Source organism: Mesorhizobium sp. WSM1497, from assembly GCF_001672455.2.
Taxonomy (GTDB): Bacteria; Pseudomonadota; Alphaproteobacteria; order Rhizobiales; family Rhizobiaceae; genus Mesorhizobium; species Mesorhizobium ciceri.
Map to the genome: position 1 here is coordinate 960,047 of NZ_CP021070.1, position 21,355 is coordinate 981,401.

At 63.6% G+C, this 21,355-nt stretch carries 13 protein-coding genes and 1 tRNA gene; 11 read left to right on the top strand and 3 right to left on the bottom strand.

Features of this window, described 5'->3' with window-relative positions; translation table 11 throughout:
• The first annotated feature begins 145 nt into the window (after nucleotides 1-145).
• From A9K65_RS04675 to A9K65_RS04700, 6 genes are all read left to right on the top strand, one after another.
• Nucleotides 146-12,091, top strand: a complete 11,946-nt coding sequence (locus tag A9K65_RS04675) for a hypothetical protein (RefSeq protein WP_198327562.1) — start codon at nucleotides 146-148, stop codon at nucleotides 12,089-12,091.
• A gap of 257 nt (nucleotides 12,092-12,348) precedes the next feature.
• Entirely contained in the window at nucleotides 12,349-12,846 is a 498-nt protein-coding gene (locus A9K65_RS04680; protein WP_064992654.1) for a tail fiber protein, read from the top strand.
• A 12-nt stretch (nucleotides 12,847-12,858) separates the two neighbouring features.
• Nucleotides 12,859-13,362, top strand: coding sequence for a tail fiber protein (locus A9K65_RS04685; RefSeq protein ID WP_064992653.1), 504 nt, complete (start codon nucleotides 12,859-12,861; stop codon nucleotides 13,360-13,362).
• A gap of 9 nt (nucleotides 13,363-13,371) precedes the next feature.
• Complete coding sequence (locus A9K65_RS04690; RefSeq protein WP_064992652.1) at nucleotides 13,372-13,893, top strand: tail fiber protein; 522 nt, start codon at nucleotides 13,372-13,374, stop codon at nucleotides 13,891-13,893.
• A gap of 27 nt (nucleotides 13,894-13,920) precedes the next feature.
• Nucleotides 13,921-15,234 (top strand): hypothetical protein, encoded by a 1,314-nt coding sequence (locus tag A9K65_RS04695; protein WP_064992651.1) that lies wholly within the window; start codon nucleotides 13,921-13,923, stop codon nucleotides 15,232-15,234.
• Nucleotides 15,235-15,252: 18 nt separating this feature from the next.
• Nucleotides 15,253-15,783 carry a GNAT family N-acetyltransferase gene (locus A9K65_RS04700; protein ID WP_245321982.1) on the top strand — a complete coding sequence of 177 codons (531 nt, stop codon included), beginning with the start codon at nucleotides 15,253-15,255 and terminating at the stop codon, nucleotides 15,781-15,783.
• Nucleotides 15,784-15,855: 72 nt separating this feature from the next.
• Here the strand turns inward: A9K65_RS04700 and A9K65_RS04705 are convergent, their stop codons facing one another.
• Nucleotides 15,856-16,251: a hypothetical protein gene (locus A9K65_RS04705; protein ID WP_245321983.1), complete on the bottom strand. Its 396-nt coding sequence runs from the start codon at nucleotides 16,249-16,251 to the stop codon at nucleotides 15,856-15,858.
• Nucleotides 16,252-16,486: 235 nt separating this feature from the next.
• Between A9K65_RS04705 and A9K65_RS04710 the strand changes: the two genes are divergently transcribed.
• Nucleotides 16,487-17,278 (top strand): SapC family protein, encoded by a 792-nt coding sequence (locus A9K65_RS04710; protein WP_064993005.1) that lies wholly within the window; start codon nucleotides 16,487-16,489, stop codon nucleotides 17,276-17,278.
• An 87-nt stretch (nucleotides 17,279-17,365) separates the two neighbouring features.
• On the opposite strand, the gene A9K65_RS04715 is transcribed toward A9K65_RS04710, so the two are convergent.
• Nucleotides 17,366-18,172, bottom strand: coding sequence for an NYN domain-containing protein (locus A9K65_RS04715; RefSeq protein WP_027162860.1), 807 nt, complete (start codon nucleotides 18,170-18,172; stop codon nucleotides 17,366-17,368).
• A gap of 210 nt (nucleotides 18,173-18,382) precedes the next feature.
• A tRNA-Gly gene (locus A9K65_RS04720) sits at nucleotides 18,383-18,457 on the bottom strand.
• Between the two features lie 255 nt (nucleotides 18,458-18,712).
• On the opposite strand from A9K65_RS04720, the gene A9K65_RS04725 reads away from it, so the two are divergent.
• The 4 genes from A9K65_RS04725 (at nucleotide 18,713) to A9K65_RS04740 (ending at nucleotide 21,323) form a co-directional block, all read left to right on the top strand.
• On the top strand, nucleotides 18,713-19,210 hold the full coding sequence (locus tag A9K65_RS04725) for a prolyl-tRNA synthetase associated domain-containing protein (RefSeq protein WP_027162861.1): 498 nt from the start codon (nucleotides 18,713-18,715) through the stop codon (nucleotides 19,208-19,210).
• 84 nt (nucleotides 19,211-19,294) lie between these two features.
• A complete protein-coding gene (gene trxA / locus A9K65_RS04730; RefSeq protein ID WP_027162862.1) occupies nucleotides 19,295-20,296 on the top strand; it encodes a thioredoxin in 1,002 nt (333 codons plus the stop codon).
• A gap of 106 nt (nucleotides 20,297-20,402) precedes the next feature.
• The gene (locus A9K65_RS04735; protein WP_024504054.1) at nucleotides 20,403-21,074 is read left to right on the top strand and encodes an LON peptidase substrate-binding domain-containing protein; all 672 of its coding nucleotides are present in this window, start codon (nucleotides 20,403-20,405) and stop codon (nucleotides 21,072-21,074) included.
• A 9-nt stretch (nucleotides 21,075-21,083) separates the two neighbouring features.
• Nucleotides 21,084-21,323 carry a Trm112 family protein gene (locus tag A9K65_RS04740; RefSeq protein ID WP_013528775.1) on the top strand — a complete coding sequence of 80 codons (240 nt, stop codon included), beginning with the start codon at nucleotides 21,084-21,086 and terminating at the stop codon, nucleotides 21,321-21,323.
• Nucleotides 21,324-21,355: the final 32 nt, after the last annotated feature.

Genomic DNA, 21,355 nt, shown 5'->3' on the forward strand with positions numbered 1-21,355 from the left:
CGGCGAAATTACTGTGGCTTTTCGGATACAACGAACAATATTGCAGGAGGCCCTCAGAAATCGAAGCGCCGGAGACTCGCTATACAATAGAATTCGAGTAAGATTTTACACGGGGTGCATGCAGTCCCCGAAGGACTCGCCAGGGATGGGAACTACCGAGACGCCTCGGCAAGTTGGTGAGATGGCGGCACTGACGACGCTGGCGCTCAGCCTTTCAGGCATGGCCGCCTATGGCGATCCCAACGGGCTATGGCAGCCGCAGATCCGCGCCATCATCGGCGCCGACAACAATGGCGGCAACGGCGCGCTCGAAGGTTTCATCCCGCTCAAGCAGACGGCCGAATCCGTGCTGTTCCTGGATGCCCGGGCCAAGCACGATTTCAAGGATGGTTCCGGCCAGGATGTCGGCCTCGGCATTCGCCGCATCGTCAACCCGGACCTGATGATCGGCGGCTACGCCTATCTCAATCTCGAGAACTACAACTCCACCCAGTTCACCGCGGCCACGCTGGGCGCCGAAGCGATCACGCCTCATTTCGATGCGCATGTGAACGTCTATCTGCCGATCAAGGGTGATTCGACGGATCACTCGACCAGTTCAACCCTGTCGATGGTCAGCAACCAGCTGATCGAGCAGATCTCGGTCCTCGACCACCGCGATTACGCGGCATGGGGCATCGAGGGCGAGATCGGCGCGCAGGTGCCGGTCAACCTGCCCGACAAGCATTCGCTGCGGCTCGACATTGGCGGCTATCATTTCGAGGATCCGCATGGCGACGACGGCAGCGTCACGGGCGCCAAGGCCGGCTTCGAGTATATGATCGGCGATGTCTTCGGCAGCAACACGGAACTGGTCTTCGCCGGCGAGGTCCGCAACGACAATCGCGACGACACCCAGTTCGCCGGCAGTGTGCGGCTGAACATCCCGTTCAATCCCGGCAGCGGCTCGGACCACGCCGCCAATGGGGCCGATAGCGGGCCGGAGCCGGTCTATCCGGTCAGCGAAGGCCTGCGCAAGCGCGTCAACGAGCGCGTGCGTGGCGATATCGGCGTCCGCGTCCAGTCGCAGACGCTGACCGGCGGCACGACGACGCGTGTCGCCATCAACGCCGCCACCAATGCCGCCTTCGGCAAGTTCTACTACGCCGATGGCGGCCTCGCCGGCGCCGGCACGCTGGCCGACCCGACGACGCTGGACGACGCCGTGACCAAGTCGGGTGCGAACGGTTTTGTCGTCGCGCTTGGCGGCAACGGCAATCTGACGACTGGCGGGGTGACGCTTGCCAATGGACAGACCGTCATCGGCGGCGGCGAAAGCGTCACCGCAAGGCTTTTCGGCGGCGGCACCAGCACCTTCAACCTGGGCGGCAGCGACGGCACGATCCAGGGCACCAACGTCGCCAACCCCGTCTTTACGCTCGGCAACGGCAACACGCTCAGCGGCATCACCATCACCGGCGGCGGCGACGGCATCTTCGGCAACAACATCACCGGCGCGACGCTGACCAATGTGACGGCCACCGGTGCGGGCGGCAACGGCGCCGACTTCACGGGCAGTTCGACCGGCATCACCGGCTCCAACTTCACCGCCACCGGCAACGGCCTCGACGGCCTGCACATCGACGGCGACGGCACCTACAATTTCACCGGCACGACGCTGCTGAAGGGCAATCTCGACGACGGTCTCGATATCACCGGTAAGGGCACCTACACCTTCGCCACCGTCAATGCGCAGGACAATACCGACCGCGGCATCACCGTGCAGGGCACGTCGACCGGAGGCACGTTCACCACCACCGGCGGCACCGTGTCAGGCAATGGCGGCACCGCCGTCTTCATCGATCCGATCACTGCCCATGTGGTGCTGGACTCGATCAGCCAGAGCGGCGGCACGTCGGGTGTCGTGCTGGAGAATGTCGCGGGCAGCTTCACCGTCAACGGTGCGACGACGATCTCCAACACGACCGGACCGGCGATCGCCATTTCGGATTCGCCGGCGACGATCCGCTTCGGCGACATCAGCATCACCAACCCCGGCGCCGACGGCATCTCGTTTGCCGGCGTCAATGCGGCGGTGGTCGCCGGCAACATCGTCATCTCCGGACTGGGTGTCGGCACCGGCCTCGACTTCTCCGGATCCAAGACCAATTTCACCGCGCAGTCGCTCAGCATCACCGGCACCGGTGCTGCCGGCTCGATCGGCATTGATCTGACGTCGCCGAGCGTTGGCGGCGCGGTGATCATCATCACCGATGGCGGCGTCATCACCAATGTCGATACCGGCGTGCGGCTGGGCATTGCCGGCACGCCGGGCGCCACGGCCAACGCCGAATTTACCTTCGGCGGCAATTCCAGCTCCATCTCCGGCATCACCGCCTCGCTCGATGCGCGCGGGCTCAATGAGGGCAGCGGCCACTACGCTTTCGGCACGACCGCGTTTACCGGCCCGCAACTTTACGATCTGCGCAATTACATCTTCGTTGCGGCCGGGGCTTCGGGCGGCGGCACGTCGATCACCGACCTCGCCTCGATCGAATATGCCGACAGCATTACCGCCAGCGACGCCATCATTGTCCTGGTCAACCGCGGGACAATCGACGACGCCACCGGCTTCTCGCTGAGCGACGGACAGGAACTGGCCTCGTTCGGCAATGACCGCGCGTTCTCGCTCGGCGGGGTGCCGTTGAATGTCACCGGCACCAACATCCATCATGACGAATCCATATCGGATTCAGCGGGTGCGGCGACGCTGACCAGTTCCGGCGGCGGTAATGTCGTGACGCTGGGCAACGGCAACACGCTGCTCGATTTCAACATTTCCGGGGGTTCCGGCTCGGCGATCTACGGCCTGGGCATCAACGGCCTGACCGTCCAGGGCGTGACGGCCAGCAATGTCGGGTCCGGCCTCTACCTCAATGGTGTGACCGGCACGGTCTCGGTCGACGACCTGACCGTCCAGACCGCATCTCAAACTGGCATCGTGCTTGTCGATTCGAGCGCGACCGTCGATTTCACCGGCAACACCAAGATTACCAGTGCCGCCAACGTCGGGCTGTTCGCCAACAATTTCGACGGCATGGCCACCTTCGACGATCTCGACATCAGTGGCGGCGGCAGGGGCGTGGCCATCTGGAGCGGCTCGAGCGGCACGCTGACTTTCGCGGCCGCGAGTTCCATCACCAACACGGGCGATGTAGCCTTCAACATCAACGGTGCGGTGCCCAACGTCACCTACAACGGCACGATCGACCAGGCCAATGCGGCCAACGCGGTCAGGATCATCGGCCAGACCGGCGGCACCGCCACCTTCGGCGGCAAGATCACCGCCAGCACGGGCTCGGCCAACGCGATCGACCTGTCCGCCAACACCGGCGGCACGGTGAAATTCAACGGCGGGCTGGACCTGACCACGACGACCGGTACTGGCTTCGATGCCACCGGGGGCGGCACGATCACAGTCGCGGCCGCGGGCACGGAGCAGATCACCACCGGCACCGGCCGGGCGATCAATCTCGACGGCATCACCATCGGCACCGGCGGCATGGCGTTCGACAGCATCACGACAGGCGTTGCGACGGCCACGGCGCTCAACTTCAATGCCGTCTCGGGCGGCCAGTTCCTGGGTGGCAATGTCACTGTCGGCGGCACCGCTGCCGGCATCAACGGCCTTGCAATCAACGCTTCGTCATCGACCTTCACCATCACCAATCTGGTGACGACCAATGTCGCGGGCACCGATGTCAGCCTGACCAACAATACGGGCTCGATCACGATCCTCGGCGGCACCATCACCAATTCGGGCGCTGGCGACGGTGTCGTCGTTTCCGGCGGTGGCGCGATAGTCGGCGTAGCGGCCAACGTCTCCAGCTCGGCAACCGCGCCAGGCGCGGCGGTCAAGGTCGACGGCACCACCGGCGGCTCGGTGACCTTCAGCGGTACGGTCACCTCGACCGGCACCGGCGATCTGTTCGATGTCGGATCGACGCTGACCCCGGCCGGCGGCGCCATCAGCTTCACTGGCCCGACCTTGTCGGCGACGGGTGGCGGCGGGGCGCTTGTCAGCAGCCTCGGCGGCACCGCGACGTTGAACGCGACCGCGCCGCTGTCGATCACCAATGCCACGGGCACCGGCCTGTCCGTCACCAATGTCGCCAGCACGGCATCGGCGAGCTTTGGCGAGGTCACCGTGACGACGCCTGGCGGCACCGGCATCTTCATTGCCGACAATGGCACGGTCACCTTCGGCACAACCCAGGTTACGCTGGGAGCGGCAAGCACCGCCGGCATCGAGTTCCTCGACATCAACGAACATATCAGCTTCGGCACGACCACGATCGACGAGGTTGGCGCCAACCAGACCGGCATCGACTTCAGCGGTTCCTCGACAAGGGCCGATTTCGGCCTGACCACGATCACCGGCACCGGCAGCCTGACCTCGCGCGGCATCGACCTGTCGTCGACGACCGGCAACAAGACCATCACCTTCCTGCGCGGCTCCAGCATTTCCAATGTCGGCGTCGGCGTCGAATTGTCGTCGAGCGGCGCCACCGCGACCTCGGCCAACGCCAACTTCACCTTCGGCGACGGCACGTCCGCCGATGGGCTGCAGTCCTCCATCAGCGCCGCCGCCGGCGGCTACACCGTCAACACGATCGGGCTCGATCCGACGCTCGGCAATTATGATTTCGACGACGTCAACTTCACCGGCGCCGCCCATCTGGCCAGCGCGGTCGGTGGGACCATCATGATTTCCCAGGGCGGTGGCATCGTCCACGCCAACACGGACGGGCTCAGCGCCGACGTGACCACCTACACGGTCGCCGAGGCCGATGCCATGACCGGCACGCTGAACTTCGCCTTTGTCGGCACCGTCGATCTCAGCGGCACCCCGTTCACGCTCGATTCCGGCCAGTCGATCATCGGCTTCGGCAACGGCGCCTCCATCCTCACCTCCGGTACCGTCCAGCCGGTCAATGTCCAGGGCAATCTCGGCGCTACTGGCGGCAACGTCACCGGCGATGAGGGCGTGGTCAAGAGCACGGGCAGCGATACCCTGCATCTGCTCGGCAACAACCAGGTGCGCGACACCGCTTTCGACTTCAGCGGCGGCAGCGGCTCGGTCTTCCTCGTCGACGGGAGCGCGGCTGGCTTCGTCAATACCGGCGGCATCTTCATCGAAGGCGTCACGGTCAGCAATGTCGCCGTGGGCCAGACAGCGTTCAAGGTCGTCGGCCTCGACACCAATTTGTCGATCACCAACAACAACATCAACGTCGCCGGCACGCTGCTCGACGCCAATGGCGGCAGCGGCGACATCACGGTCACGCGTGGCAGCTTGCCCAACAGCGGTCCGGCGGGCACGCTGACCGGCGGCGGCATCAACCTGCAGAACCTGACCGGCACGGTGACCATTGGCGACGGCACGCTGACCAACACCGGCGCGAACACGGCTTTCAATGTCGGCTCGACGACTGCCGGGAGCGGCGGCAGCGCGATCATCTCCTATGCCGGCACCATCAACAGCAACGGCACCGGCGCGGCTGTTTCGATCCAGAGCATGACTGGCGGCTCGGTGACGCTGTCGGGCAACCTGACTGATACCAACGCGGCCGCTGGCGGCAATATCGTCATTGCCGGCAACGACTCGGCCGCGATCACCTTCTCGGGCACCAGCAAGGTGATCAGCTCGGGCGCGACGGACGCCGTCAGCCTGGGTCTCGTTGGCAATTTCCCCGCAGGCACACCGGCCCCCAACACCAATTCCGCAATCAATTTCACCAATGGCGGTCTCGACATAACGACGACGACCGGCACCGGCTTCATCGCCTTCGGAGATTTTACCACCGGCGCCGTTACGGTCACCGGCACGGGCAACGAGATCAATTCCGGCGCCGACGGTCTTATCTTGTTCGGCGCCAATGTCGGCGCCGGCGGCGTTGCCTTCGACAGCGTCTCGGCCGTATCCACGAGTACCGGCGCTGGTGTGCTGCTTGGAGGTATCAATCTCGGCGGCGACGTCAACATTGGCGGCCTGAGGGATACCGGCTACATCGGCGCTTCATTGATCGGCCTGAGCGGCGCCGGCGTGGTCAATTTCACCGGCAAGACCGATCTCGACGTCAGCTACAGAGGGTTCGATATTGGTGGGCCGCTGGTCGGCACCATAAACATCGCCAATGTCGCCGGATCCACCCTGAACATCGATGGCGCCGAGATCGGTATCGCATTGACGACCTCGAGCGGGACCGTCAACGTTGGCGGGAATGGCGGCAGCGCCAGCATCGGCGCGACGACAAGCACCACTGGTTCAGCGATCACGCTCGCCGGCGGCAATGATCTTGTCCACGCCACACTGAACTACACCGGCTCGATCAACGTCAGCGCGGGCAGCGTCTTGCAAGTCGGCGGCGGCGACTGGAGCGAGCTCAACATGAGCGGTTCGGTCGTTTCGACCTCGGCAGTAGCACTGCCGGGGACAGCGGTCTTCACCTTCAGCGGCAACGCCGAGGGCGTGTACAATATTTCGAGCACGATCAATCATACCGGGAGCGCCGTCGGCGTCTTGTTTGACGGATCGTCCGAGGGAACGGCCACCTTCTCCGGCACCTCGAAGATATTCGACACCAGCAGCGGCGCCAACGGCGCCATCGTCAAGCTCCCCAGCATCGGTCCGACCCAGGGCACGGGCACACTGGCCTTCACCAATGGCGGCCTCGTCATCACCACCTCGAGCGGCGCCGGCTTCACCGCCAGCACCTTCGCCGCCGGCACGGTCAGCGTCAGCGGCGCCGGCAACACCATCACCACCGGCACGGGCACCGCGCTCGATCTCGACAGCGCGACGGTCGGCGCAGGCGGCATCACCTTCGATTCGATTTCGAGCAACGGCGCCGCGACCGGGGTGTCGCTCAACAATGTCGGCGGCGGCGCCATCGACCTCGGCGCGGTCAACCTGCAGAACATCACCTCGCGCGGCGTCGACATTTCCGGCACGCTCGGTTCGGCGCTGAGCTTCGACAGCCTGAACATCGGGATCGCGGCCAGCGCCACCAACGCCGTCGGCCTCGACCTCAACGGTGCGGCGCTCGGCACGAGCACCATCACGGCGGACGATTTTGATGTCGATGGAGGCAACTCCACAGGGTCGATCGGCATCGACATGGCCGGCACGACCGGCACCGGCAAGATCCAGCTCGGTGACCTCCTCAACAACAATCCTGGCCCTGCTGGTCAGACGTCGACCATCACCAAGGTCGCCCAGGGCGTCCAGTTCTCCAGCGCCACCAACGCCAGGCTGGTGTTCGGCGACGGCGGCAGCCCGGCCGAATCGAAGATCGAGACCTTCGGCAACGGCCAGGTCATCCACGCCACCGACACGCTGCCGACATCGGGCGACTACAATTTCAACGACGTCAACTTCAGCGGCGACACGTCGAACCTGTCTTCGTACAAGGTCTACTATGTCACCGCCGATGCCACCGCCCTTGGCGACGGCAGCCTGCTCAATCCAGGCACCTATGCCAACGCCCAGGCATCTACCGCCAATGTCATTGTGCTCATCGACAAGAACGTCGACGGCAGCCAGGCGACGATTGACCTCGGCGGTACGTCGTTCCAACTCGATGACGGGCAGGTACTGCTCGCCTTCAAGAGCGACGACGCGGCCGTCGATGTCTCGCAGCTCGGCGTCGATACCAGCGCCGGCGCTTCGGCTGCGTTCCATTTCACCACCGTGCAAAACTCGCCGATCATCGCGGCACCGGCGGGCATCGACACGCTACGGCCGATCCTGCAGAGCAACACCGCCGGCTCGGTGGTCGATCTGGCGACATCAGGCTCGGGCGTCGTCACCGGCGGCCTCCAGAACCTCATCATCCGCAACACAGGCACCGGCACTGGTGTCGCCGTCAACGCGACGTCCGCCTCCAGTTTCTTCCTCCGCAACAACGACATCGCGGCCGGCGGCAGGGCGCTCGATTTCTCCACATCAGCTGCGCCGGCCAACACGCTTCTGCTTTCGATCGACGGCAATACGCTGAAATCGACGGGATCGGCGCTGGCCGCGTCCTTTGCCGGCCAGAACATCAGCGCGACGGACAACTCGGTCGAGATCCAGTCCTTTGCCGACAACACTGTGCTCGGCGGCACTGGCGGCGGCATCGCCTTCAACAATGTCCGCTTCGACTCCAACGGCGCCGGCGGCACTGTCAGCGCCGGAACGATCGGTGTTGGCTCACCAGGCCCAGGGCGCGTCCAGGGCGACGGCCTCAGCTTCACCAACACCAGCGGCACCCTCGATCTCGGCGCGTTCAGCGTCTTCAACAATGGCGGCACCGGCGTCCTCGCCAACACCAAGACCACCAATTTCACGCTGAACAGCAGCAGCGGCGGCGTCTTCACGGGGAATGGCGCGGCGTTCGATCTCGATCCGCTGACCGTCAATATGGTGGTGACCAGCATCAGTTCAGGCGGCAGCAGCGGCGGCATCATTTTCGACGGCGTCGCCGGTACCTTCACCGTCACCGGCAACACGAGCGTTGCCGCGGCGACGACTGCCGGCATTATGACGATCAACGCCGGTAACACCGGCGTCTTCACCTTCAACACGGTGACCCTGAACAGCACCGTCACGGTGGGCGGCGGCATTCAGGTGGCGAGCGGTACGCTCAACATCACCGGCCTCGCCAACATTGACACGACCACCGGCGTCGGCGTCTCGCAAACCGGCGGCACGGTCAGCTTCACCGGCGGCGTGACCATCGACACCGCCAGCGGCACCGGCATTGTTGGAACCGGCGGCACGATGGGCATCACAGCTACCGCTGCCGCCCAGACGGTGAACTCAACCAGCGGCACAGCGATCAATCTCTCCGGCGTCGCCGCCAGCATCGCGCTCGATTCGACATCGTCGGCCGGCGGCGTCAACAATGTCAGCCTAACCGATGTCACTGGCTTCGTCGGACTTGGAACTGGTTCGCTGACCGGCGCAACGGGCGCGTCGTTCAATGTCGTCGGCGGCACGGCGGCCGTCAGCAATTCGGGCACTGTCAGCAATTCGGGCGCATTCAGTCCGGCGCTGAATGTCCAGAGCCGGCTTGCCGGCGCCGGCCTCGTCGCCCTGAGTGGCAATCTGACGGCCAGCGGGCTGGGCATATCGCTGAACAACAATGCAGGCGGCACGGTGACGGTGTCCGGCGCCTCGAACAGCTTTACCGGCGGGGGCACCGGCATATCGATCACCGCCAACACCGGCGGCACCTACAACATCAGCGGCGCCAGCTACGCCATCGGCATGAGCGGCGGCGGGCTTGGCGTCGACATTGCCGGCAACAGCGCCCCGGTCACGGTCAATTTCAACGGCGGCGGTCTGACGATCGTGACCTCGGCAGGCGCCGGCTTCAATGCCACGGGCTTCGGCACGGTCAGCGTCACCGGCGTGGGCAACTCCATCGCCACGGGCACCGGTGTGGCGATGAACCTGAGCGGCGTCACCGTCGCGGCCACCGGCATGAATTTTTCCTCGACCAGCAACGGCGCCGGCGGCAACAGCGCCGTCGTCCTCACCAACGTCATCGGGTCGGGGACGATCAATCTCGGCGCCGGCACGCTGGTCGGCGGCAGCGCGGCAACCATCGCTGTCAGCGGCGGCACCGCCAACCTCAACTATACCGGCAATGTCAGCCAGTCGAACAATGCGACCCTGGTCAGCGTCGCGGGCGGGCACAGCGGCACGCTCAACTTCGCCACCGGCGCGCTGTCGGCAACGAACGGTACCGGCCTGCAGTTCGACAATGCGGACGGCATCTACAGTTTCGTCGGCACGACGACGCTGAATGGCGGCAATGCCAGCGTCGACATCCTCAACGGCTCTGGCGGCACGTTCAATTTCGGTACCGGTACCTCCATCGTCAGCCCCAGCGGCACGGCGTTCAACGTCAATGGCGGCACCGCCACCGTCACCTATGCCGGCACGATCACGCAAGCCACCGCCGGCCAGCGCATGATCGTCGTCGCCGACACCGCCGGCGGTTCGGTGAATTTCACCACCGCCGTGGCGAACGGGCTCAACGACACCGGCGGCACCGGCATTGTGATCGACGGCGCGGCGGGCAGCGTCACCGTCAACAATGCCAGCCTGACGGGCACGGCCGGCATCGTCATTCTCGGCGATTCGACCAACAATGCGACCGGCACCTACACCTTCAACAATGTCGCCATCCAGACCGACGCAGGGGCTGCGAACAATGCCTTCGTCGTCGATGGCGACCAGGGCACGCCGGGCAATGACGACGTCAGCGCGGTCGTCAACCTGAACAATGTCGACATCACCAATCCTGGCGGCAATGTCGCCAACATCCGCGGCATGGCCGGCGGCTCGGTTAATTTCGACAGCGCCAGCTCGATCACCCGCAACGATGGCGGGCTGGGCATTGCCGTGCTCAGCAACGCTGGCGGCACGATCAACTTCGGCGGCGGAGTCAAGACGCTCTCGACCGGCGTCAACGCCGCCGTCATCCTGACCAGCAATCCCGGCGCAACCATCAATTTCACCAATGGCGGGCTGGCGATCAACACAACGAGCGGCGACGGCTTCAGCGCCACGGGCGGAGGGACGGTGACGGTGCAGGGCGCCGGCAACACGATCGCGTCCGGCACAGGCACGGCGCTCAATGTCGTCAACACGACGATCGGCGCCAGCGGGCTGAATTTCCAGAGTATCTCGTCCACAGGATTGAGCGGCAACGCAGGCATAGTCCTCGACAACACCGGCTCAGGCGGCGGACTGACCGTGACGGGTACGGGTAGTGCAGGTTCCGGCGGCACGATCTCAAATAAGACCGGCGGCGATATCCTCAACGGCAGCACCGCAGCCGGCAACACCACGTCCGGCACAGGCGGCACCGGTATCTTCCTGCGCAGCACGGCGAACGTGTCGCTGGCCAACATGCAGCTCAACGACTTCTCCAACTTCGCTATCTACGGCAAGACGGTTACCGGCTTCACGATGACCGGCATGACCATCAGCGGCGTCAACGGCTCCAACAATGCCGGCGATATTGAAGAAAGCGCTGTCCGCTTTGACAATCTGCTCGGCAGCGCCTCGATAACTGGTTCCAACATCAGCGGCGGCGCGTACGGAAATCTCGCCGTCTGGAACACCAGCGGCACGCTGAACCGGCTGACCATGAGCGGCAACACGTTCGGCCTGATCAGTTCAACCCTCGGCAACGATAATGTCGGCTTCACCGTCTACAACAACGCAACCGCGAATGTGACGCTCGACAACAACACGTTCTCTGGCACGCGCTCCGACTTCTTCGAGGCGGTCGCCAACAACAATACGACCATGGATGTGGTCGCCACCAACAATATTTTCCACAATGGCCAGACGATCATACCGGGCGGCGGCACGGCAATTTCGGTGCGCAGCGGCTCTGCCGGCAACACGTCCGCCGCGACGACGACCTTCAACATCTCGAACAACGTCAACAGCGATGGCGGCGCCAATGCCTTCGACACGGTCGGCATCTTCGTCGCCAAGGGGCAGGACCTCGGCACTATGACCGGCAGAATCGTCGGCAACACGCTGGTTGCCAAAACGGGCTCGAATTCCGATGGCATCTTCGTCCGCTCCGCAGGCGCCAGCGGCTCGTTGACCACGTTTATCCAGAACAACACCATCGCCGGCTGGGGCAATACAGGTATCCACCTGCAGAACAACGATGGTGGCGCGACAATGAATGCTTCAGTGTTCGGCAACAGTGTGACTGCGCCAGGTAGCGCATTCCCGTTCTCCGCATTCTTTGCCGATAATGGCGGCACGGCCGGGGATACAAGCACGATGAACCTCGTGCTCGGCGGTGCGGGTGTGCAGCAAAACACCTTCGCCGGCGGGCCAAATGCAATTGTGGACGTCAGCTTAAGCAACTTCAACGCCAGTACACACTTCAATCTGTCTCGCAACGGCTCGGTGGCGGGCACCGCCGGAGGCGTCGTACAGGACGACAATGTCGGCGCACCTACCTACGATGACACGGGTGGAGTGGGTACAATCGTGCTGGTGAATACTCTGCCGGTAACGCCGCCCTGATCAACCAAATCATTTATTCGGCAAGCAACACTAAGGTTCTCAACCTTTGATCGGGCTCTATGCGGCAGTTCAGTTTGATCAGGTTGGTATTCACTCGGGGAACGTTCGAGCGATGACGATTTCTACCCAGTTGCTAAATGGATTTCTGCCGAATTTTAATAAAAGCGCATTCAAGATATTTCTCTATTTGCGATTCTCCTGTCGTTGCATAATGTCACTGTGGTGCGTTAGTATGCGGAAACAACGAGGAGGTGGCGATGTCGGAACCATTTATTTCCGAAATCAGAATCATGTCTTTCATATTCGCGCCAAAGGGCTGGGCGCTCTGCAATGGACAGTTGCTGCCCATCAATCAGAACCAAGCGCTGTTTTCGCTGCTAGGCACCACCTTCGGCGGCGACGGCCGGGTGAATTTCGCGCTGCCCGACTATCGCGGGCGCGTGCCGATTCATGTCGGCGGCGGGCACACGCTGGGCGAGCGCGGCGGCGAACAGGTGCACACGCTTTCGATCGCGGAATTGCCGTTTCATAGTCATGTCGAGCAGGCCACCACCGCCAGTGCCGATGTGCCGGTGCCCACGGGCAATCTGCTGGCAACCGTCGCCAACACCTATACGCCGCCCGGGAACGTCACGGCGATGGATCCCGGTACGCTGGCCTCCGTCGGCAACAACCAGGCGCATTTGAACATGCAGCCATTTCTGACCCTGAGCTTCTGCATCGCTTTGCAGGGCATCTTCCCGTCGCCGAATTGAGGGAGCGCAGCCATGGGACAACCCTTCGTTGGCGAAATTCGCATGTTTGCCGGCAATTTTGCGATAGCCGGCTGGATGTTCTGCGAAGGGCAGCTGCTGCCCATCTCGGAGAACGAGACGCTTTTCCAACTGATCGGTACCACCTATGGCGGCGATGGCCAGAGCACATTCGCGCTGCCCGACCTGCGCGGCCGCCTTCCGATCCATCAAAGCGCCGATTTCATTCTTTCCCAAACTGGTGGCGCGGAAGAAGTCACGCTTACGCCCCAGCAGATGCCATCGCACACGCATCCGTTCCTTGCTTCGCTAAACAATGCCGGGGCAAGCACCCCGGCCGGCAACATGACCGGGCAGCTCGGCGCGTCACAAATCTATCGTGAGGCACCGGCGGCTGCGGCGATGTCCCCGCAGACGGCCGGGCAGACCGGCGGTAGCCAGCCGCATACGAACTTCCAGCCGTATCTCTGCGTCAATTTTATCATTTCGCTTTTCGGCATTTTTCCGTCGCCGACCTGAGAGGACATCATGGCTGACCCATTCGTCGCCGAAATCCGAATCTTTCCCTTCAATTTCGCGCCCAGCGGCTGGGCTTGGTGCGATGGCCAGCTCCTACCGCTGTCGCAGAACACCGCGCTGTTCTCGTTGCTCGGCACCACTTATGGCGGCGACGGCAAGTCCAACTTTGCCTTGCCCGATCTGCAAGGCCGCGCGCCGATGCACCCAGGGCAAGGACCTGGGCTTTCGCTGCACGATCTCGGCGAGACGGGCGGTTCGCAGACAGTGTCGCTGCTGATATCGGAGATGCCGCAGCACGGGCACAATTTGATGGCCAACGTCAATCCCGCCAATCTGGCGGCGCCAAGTCCCGCACGATCTTTCGCGCGGACGGCTCCCGGGCAGTCCTACTCGGCGACGGCCACTTTGACGCCGCTCAGCGATCAGGCGGTGCGGCCGATCGGCGGCGACCAGCCGCACAACAATATGCAGCCCTATCTCACCTGCTATTTCTGCATCGCGCTGCAAGGCATTTTCCCACCAAGAGGCTGACCGAGCCAACAGGGCAGGACCGATATCATGGCCAAGAACGCAGAACCGAAGTCGAAGGCCCCCGCGGCGAAGACGCCGGCGCGGAAAGCGCCCTCCAGGGCCAGGGCTCGCCCGGCGCCGTCCAGCCCCCCACCCATTTACCAGCACAAGCCGGCCGGCGCTTCGTTCTTCGAACTGTCGCGGCTGATGGTGGTGGGGATCGATTCCGCCAAGGGGCAGTTGATCCAGAAGGCGCAGCTTTCGCCGAACGGGCCATGGCCTTCGGCCTGGTCGTTCATCGCGCCCGGCGCCTGGGTGATCATGACGGCGGGGCTGACCAGGGACGGCCGCGTCGCGGTGGTCGCGCAGCCATCGGGAACCACCAACCTGTCCTTCATCACCGAGGACGCCAACCAGATCGGCCCGGTCGAGAAATGGACCGCGCCGATGAGCATCGGCACGCCGCCCGGCGCCACCAGCTACCAGAAGCTTTCGATGGCGCGCGATGCCGATGGCCACATCGAAGTCTTCGTCACCGACAATCAGAGCCGCATCTGGTGGATCTACCAGAATCCGGACCAGATCGTGCAGGTGCAGAAAACCATCACGCCACCGGGCACGACGACGCCGATCGTCGTCACCGTCGAGGTGCCGGCGCCGCCGGCCAAACCGTGGAGCGACTGGATCCAGATCCCCGGCGGGCTGGTGACGGTTTCGGCGATACGCCAGGGTGACGGCCGCATCGCGCTGTTCGGCATCAATTCGAACCTGCATCTCTATCGCTGCCAGCAGGCGAAGGCGCGGGCCTTGAAGGCCGCCGACTGGACGGGTTGGGTGCAGATCGACACGACCCAGACAGGCGGCTTCATCGAGATGGCGCCGGTGATCGGCCCGCTCGGCGCCACCAATCTCTTCGCCCTGACCCAGAGCGGCCAGGTGCTGCATACGCGCCAGATGCCCGCCGGATCGGATACGTGGACGCAGTGGGCGACACCTGGCTACTCCAGGGCGTCCAACCTGGCGCTTGCCGCCGGCATCCAGGGCGACGGCGATATCGTGCTGGTCGCCGCCGACCAGCATTTCCTCCAATTCAACGCGCAATGGGATGCCTACACCCAGAACTGGTCGGGATGGCGCGATTTCGGCGCATCCCTTCGCTCGACGCGCCTGACGCTCAACTACAATGCCGATGGCCGGCTTGCTCTGTTCAGCCTGGCGCGCATGCCGGACGGCACCAACGGCCTGTGGACGATCAACCAGATGGGCATCGACAGTTCCGAATGGGAGTATAACTGGACGTCGCTGACCGACAACAATCTCAAGCAGATCGTCGTCGTGCGCGACCTGACGCCCCCGGTCTGACGGTTGATTTCCGGTCGCGTGGCAGAAACGAAACAGGCACGTCCGGCCTGGTCCCGGTCTGACAAGGCCGGGCTCGGCTTCCGCCCTGCGACAGAGGCGGATTTGCCGTTCCTGTCGCGGCTCTACGCCTCGACGCGCATGGAAGAACTCGCGGTGACGTCGTGGAGCGACGCGCAGAAGGCCGAATTCCTCAGCATGCAGTTCCAGGCGCAGCACGCGCATTACCAAAAACACTATCCCGAGGCCGACTGGCTGGTGGTGGAACGAGCGGGGAAAGACATCGGCCGGCTCTACATCGAGCGCTGGCCAGGCCAGCACCGCATCATCGACATTGCCTTCCTGCCGGAGCATCGCCACAAGGGCTACGGCACCGCACTGCTGCGCGATCTCATCGACGAGGCATGGTTAGCCGGCAAATCAGTATCGATCCACGTCGAGAAGCACAATCCGGCCAGGTGGCTCTATGTCAGGCTCGGTTTTGCGGTGGTCGAGGACAAGGGTGTATACGATTTGATGGAATGTGCGGCGCCGAGTGGCGGGGCGGGGTGAGACGATGGCTGTCCCGCTGGCGTCAAGGTTTCGCGCCGCAGCGCAAGCGTCGCCTCAAAAAGCAAACGTCGCCTAGTTGAACACCGCTTCGTACAGCCGCCCGGCCGCATCGGCGGCGACCGGCACGATGAAGATCTCGTGGCTGCCGCTCTCCCCAGTGAAAAGGTAGGTCGCCTGCGGCAGCGCGATGTCGCGCGGGCCTCTAAACAGCAGCGAGAAACCGCCACCCGGGCGCGGGCTGGCGGCGATGGGCTTGACCGCGCTCAGTTCGAGCGGGATCTGCTTGCCCCCGGCTTCGATGGTGAAGGTTTGTCCCTGCTCGAAATCCGACACCGACGCCATCCCGTTTGCCTCAATCTTTGCGCTGGAGCGGTTCAGCGTTCGGATCCGATCCAGCTCTTTGTTTCTCCGCAATTGCCAGGGGAAAACCGCTGCACACTTTTCCCGGAATTGCTCCAGCGGCGGCACTGTCGCCGCTTCGCCGCAAGCTGTCCAGAGGCGGGCAGGCCGCGGTCGTGTTCCCCAAGACAATCGATCGCCGCAAATCCCAAAGATACAGCACCGCCTGTCCTTTTATGCGCGCAAGAGACGCTGTAGTACTTTGTCCTGCGCGGGATTCCTTTCGATCCAAGATCAGCGCAAACAAGCATAGATCCCGGCTTCGGGACCATTGGCAGCCTGACGGGCGTGCGGGAGACGGATGATGGCGGATGCAAAGACGGACGTGCCGGGCGATGCGTTGCCGCTGTTCTATTCGAGGCCCGAGGCGCTCAATCCGGCGCGGCACGGCTCGCTTGGCCTGACCGCGCGCAGCGACTTCGGGTTCGCCCGCACGGCGCATGCCATTCCGGTGGTCGCGTCTGAAATGCCGGCGGCGATGCGCTCCTACCCGATCGTCTTCATCGGCCCGGCCAAGTCGCCGGTGATCATCACCGGCGTGCGCCAGAACGAGAATTTGTTCGTCGATGCCGACGGCAAATGGACCGGGCCCCACTACATCCCCGCCTATGTCCGCCGCTTCCCCTTCATCCTGGCCGAAGACCCGACATCGGCCGGCCGGCTGACGCTGTGCGCCGACCGGGCAAGCGACCGTGTCGTCGACCAGCTGCTGGCGCCGTTGCGCGACGAAAAGATCCTGCCGTTCTTCACCGGCAACGAGCCGACCGAAGCGACCAGACAGGCGCTCGCCTTCTGCAACCAGTTCCAGATCGACTTCCGAGCCACCCGCGAGATGGTCGAAAAGATCGACGCGCACGGCCTTTTTGCGCCGCGCCAGAGCAAAGTAACGCTGGAAGGCGGCGAAATTCTCAACCTCACCGACTTCCAGGTGATCGACGAGCCGGCCTTCAACAAATTGAGCGACGAGGCGTTTCTCGACCTGCGCAAATCAGGCGCGCTCGGCCTGCTCTATTGCCACCTCGCCTCGACCAACAGCTGGACCTCGCTGGTGCATCAGGCATCGCTGCGGAAGGCGGATGGGGCGAAGGTTGGCTGAGGCAGCCTTTCCCCTTGGCCGTATCCAACTCCGGAAAACAGCGTACGAGCAATCAGGAAAGAAACTTCCGATCTATGTCCCTGCCGGTCAGCTCATCCTCAGGCGAACCAAGACAACCTTCGGCTGGTCGCCCGCGCGCTCCACATCTAGTATACCGGAAGCTTCAGCTAGATCACTCAATCGCGCATAGCCGTAGTTTCTAGCGTCGAAGTCTGGAGATTGCTTTGCCAGATGGGCGCCCACGCGTGCGAGATTCGCGCGACCGTCTTCGTCTGCCGATGCTTCCACCGCCTTTCGGAGCATGCTCAGCGCGGCCTTGTCCAGTCTGCCACCCGCCGCTCCGCCCTGCGCTGGACGGGCTTTTTCCGGTTCGGTTTTGACGGGTACGGCGGCAGAGGCGGCGGGCTTTCCAACGAGCTTCTCTTTTGTAATCGGGGCAGTCAGCGGCGGCTCGGCTGCCGCGCCATCGAGCACATCGACATATATGAACTTGTCGCAGGCCGTTATGAACGGTCGAGGCGTCTTGCGTTCACCGAACCCGTAAACGGTTATGCCCTGTTCGCGGATTCGTGACGCGAGCCTTGCGAAATCGCTGTCGCTCGAAACGATACAGAAGCCGGAAAAGCGCCCCGTGTAGAGCAGGTCCATCGCGTCAATGATCATCGCGCCGTCGGTCGCGTTCTTACCTGTCGTGTAGGCGAACTGCTGCATCGGTTGAATCGAATGCTCAAGCAGGCATTCCTTCCAGCCACCGAGGTTTGGCTTCGTCCAGTCACCGTAGATTCGCCTGACGCTCGCGGTGCCGTAATTGGCGATCTCCGCAAGAAGCCCCGAGATGATCTTCGGTGAAGCGTTGTCGCCGTCAATCAAAAGCGCCAGTGTATCGCCCGTCATTTTGCAAACCCTCTGCCTGTCCCATACGATAACCCAGATTTTAGGTTCAGGCATCTTGCATGGATACGTCTCGAAACTCGCTCGTGCGAGGGATTTGGAGGCGTTTTTTTGAGCCGGGGATGCGTAAACTTGGGAGGCGATTGCCGGGCCAAAAACGAAAAAGCCGCGGGCGACCGCGGCTTTTCGATGCTTGATTTCCTTGGAGGAAATTGGAGCGGGTGAAGCGATTCGAACGCTCGACCCCAACCTTGGCAAGGTTGTGCTCTACCCCTGAGCTACACCCGCTCGCACGGCGTCTTGGCCGCAAGCCGGGCCTATATGGCTGAAGAGCGCGGCGATTGCAACAGGGAAATCGCAGGCTTTTTTACGACCCGGCAAGCGAGGCCGGCAAGCCGCCGGCGGGCGCGCGAGTGGCACGCGGCGGGGGCGCCACCGCAAAGGGCGGGTGCCGCTCACCGTGATGTCGCATGACGGTCTTGTGTCGGCCGCCCCATTGGCCGTAAACGGCATGGGCTCACAAACGGGACGAAGACGAAACCGATGCCGAAGACCGAAGCCGAACTTTTTGCCTTTCTTGCCGAGCTGGGCATTGCTGCCTCGACCAAGCGCCATCCACCGCTCTATACCGTCGCCGATTCGCAGGCGCTGCGCGGCGAGATCGCCGGCGGGCACACGAAAAACCTGTTCCTGAAGGACAAGAAGGACAATTTCTTTCTGGTCACCGTCGGCGAGGACGCGGTCGTCGACCTGAAGCAGATCCACCAGGTGATCGGCGCCGCCAGCCGGGTTTCTTTCGGCAAACCGGAGATGCTGATGGAGCTGCTCGGCGTCACGCCGGGCGCCGTCACGGTCTTTGGCATCATCAACGACACGGCAAACAGGGTCAAGCTCGTGCTCGACAAGGATTTGATGGAGCATGCGGTGATCAATGGGCATCCGCTGACCAATGAGGCGACGACATCGATCGCAGCGAGCGACCTGATCAGATTCGTCGAGGCAACCGGGCACGATGCTGCTATCTTGAAAGTCTCCGCGTGATCGCCACATGGATGGCTTAAAGCCGATGGTCTGAAGCATAGGGCGCCTGGCTGCCGGCCGGCGGCGCCACGGAAGGGTAAAGAGATGAGCGACAACAATCCGTTCGGCGGCCCCTTTGGCGGCAATGGCGGCCAGTACACCACCTCGGTGCAGTATGGTGGAACCGCGCCGGCGCCGGCGAAAGTCGCGCTTGGCGATACGCCCGCCGCTCCCGCCGATGTGATCAAGGACACGACGACGGCTGCCTTTGCCGCCGATGTCATCCAGGAATCGCGCCGCCAGCCGGTGCTGGTCGATTTCTGGGCGCCCTGGTGCGGACCTTGCAAGCAACTGACGCCGCAGCTGGAGAAGGCGGTCAAGGCCGCCGGCGGCAGGGTCAAGCTGGTCAAGATGAACATCGACGACCATCCGTCGATCGCCGGCCAGCTCGGCATCCAGTCGATCCCGGCGGTCATCGCCTTCAAGGACGGCCAGCCGGTCGATGGCTTCATGGGCGCCATCCCGGAGAGCCAGATCAACGAATTCATCACCAAGGTCGGCGGCAAGGGCAATGGCGCGCCGCCGGTGGCCGAAGCCCTGGCTGCGGCGACCGAGGCGCGCGACGCCGGCGACATGCAGACCGCGGCCGATATTTATGACGCCATCCTGGCGCAGGCGCCGGAGACGATCGAGGCGATCGCCGGACTGGGAGAGCTGCTGTTCGAGGCCGGCGACACGGAAGGCGCCGAGGCGCTTTTGGCAACAGCCCCGGAGGCCAAGAAGGATGCGCCGCCACTGGCAGCCCTGCGCGCCAGGATGGCGGTTGCGGCGCAGGCGGCGGCTCTCGGCAATCCAGCCGAATTCGAGCGGCGCCTTGCGGAAAATCCCGGAGATCACCAGGCGCGTTTCGATCTGGCCATGATCCAGAACGCCAACGGCGACCGTACGGCCGCCGCCGACAATCTGCTGGCCATCATCAAGGCCGACCGGGCCTGGAACGAGGATGGCGCGAGGACGCAATTGCTGCAGCTGTTCGAGGCCTGGGGCATGACCGACGAGGCGACGCTGGCAGCGCGCCGCAAATTGTCGGCGCTGCTGTTTTCCTGAGCCGGCTGCCGGTTGTTTTGCCGCACGGGCTTGGCGTCGGCGATGATTGCGCCAGATTAGGGCCAAGAACTCACGCGCTTCTTGATGGCGCGATCGGAGGAATGAGGTGCAAGCGGGAAACGCGCATTACCGGCTCGCCAAGGATTTGCCGTCGACGATCCCTATCTTTCCGCTCGAGGGGGCGCTTTTGCTGCCGGGAGGCCGCATGCCGCTCAACATCTTCGAGCCGCGCTATCTGCAGATGGTGGACGAGGCGATCGCCGGCTCGCGGCTCATCGGCGTCATCCAGCCCAGTCTCGACGGCGCCTTGCGCGACGACGGTGAGCCGGAACTCTGCAATGTCGGTTGCACCGGGCGCATCATCGCCTTTTCCGAGAGCGGCGACGGCCGTTACCTGATTTCGCTGCAGGGCGTGTGCCGGTTCCGCATCGCCCACGAATTGACGGTCAAGACGCCGTTTCGCCAGTGCAAGCCCTCGCCTTTCCTTGCCGATCTCGATGAGGACCAGGCGGGCAACGAGATCGACCGGCCATCGCTGCTCAAGGCATTTCGCGCCTATCTGCAGGCCAACGACCTCGAGGCCGACTGGGAAAGCGTCAGCCGGGCCGAAAATGCCATGCTGGTCAATGCGTTGTCGATGATGGCGCCCTACGGGCCAGCCGAGAAACAGGCGCTGCTCGAAGCGGCGGATTTGAAGACCCGGGCCGAGACGCTGATCGCCATCACCGAAATGGCGCTGGCGCGCGAGAATGAGGATTTTGGGTCGAGTTTGCAGTAAGAGGGCGCGATGGCGGACGGACGTGACGGGAAGAAGGTCGACCCCAAGCTGCTGGAGTTGCTGGCCTGCCCACTGACCAAGGGGCCGCTGGCCTGGGATCCGGAGCGCGGCGAACTGATTTCCAGGGTCGCCAAGATTGCCTATCCGGTGCGTGACGGCATCCCGATCATGCTGCCTTCCGAGGCGCGGACGCTTTCGGTGGAGGATGTGCTGGCCCCGCCACCGCCACGTTTGGGTGGGCCGGGCTGAGGGGCACGTTTCTTGTACCCAATAGGCCGGCA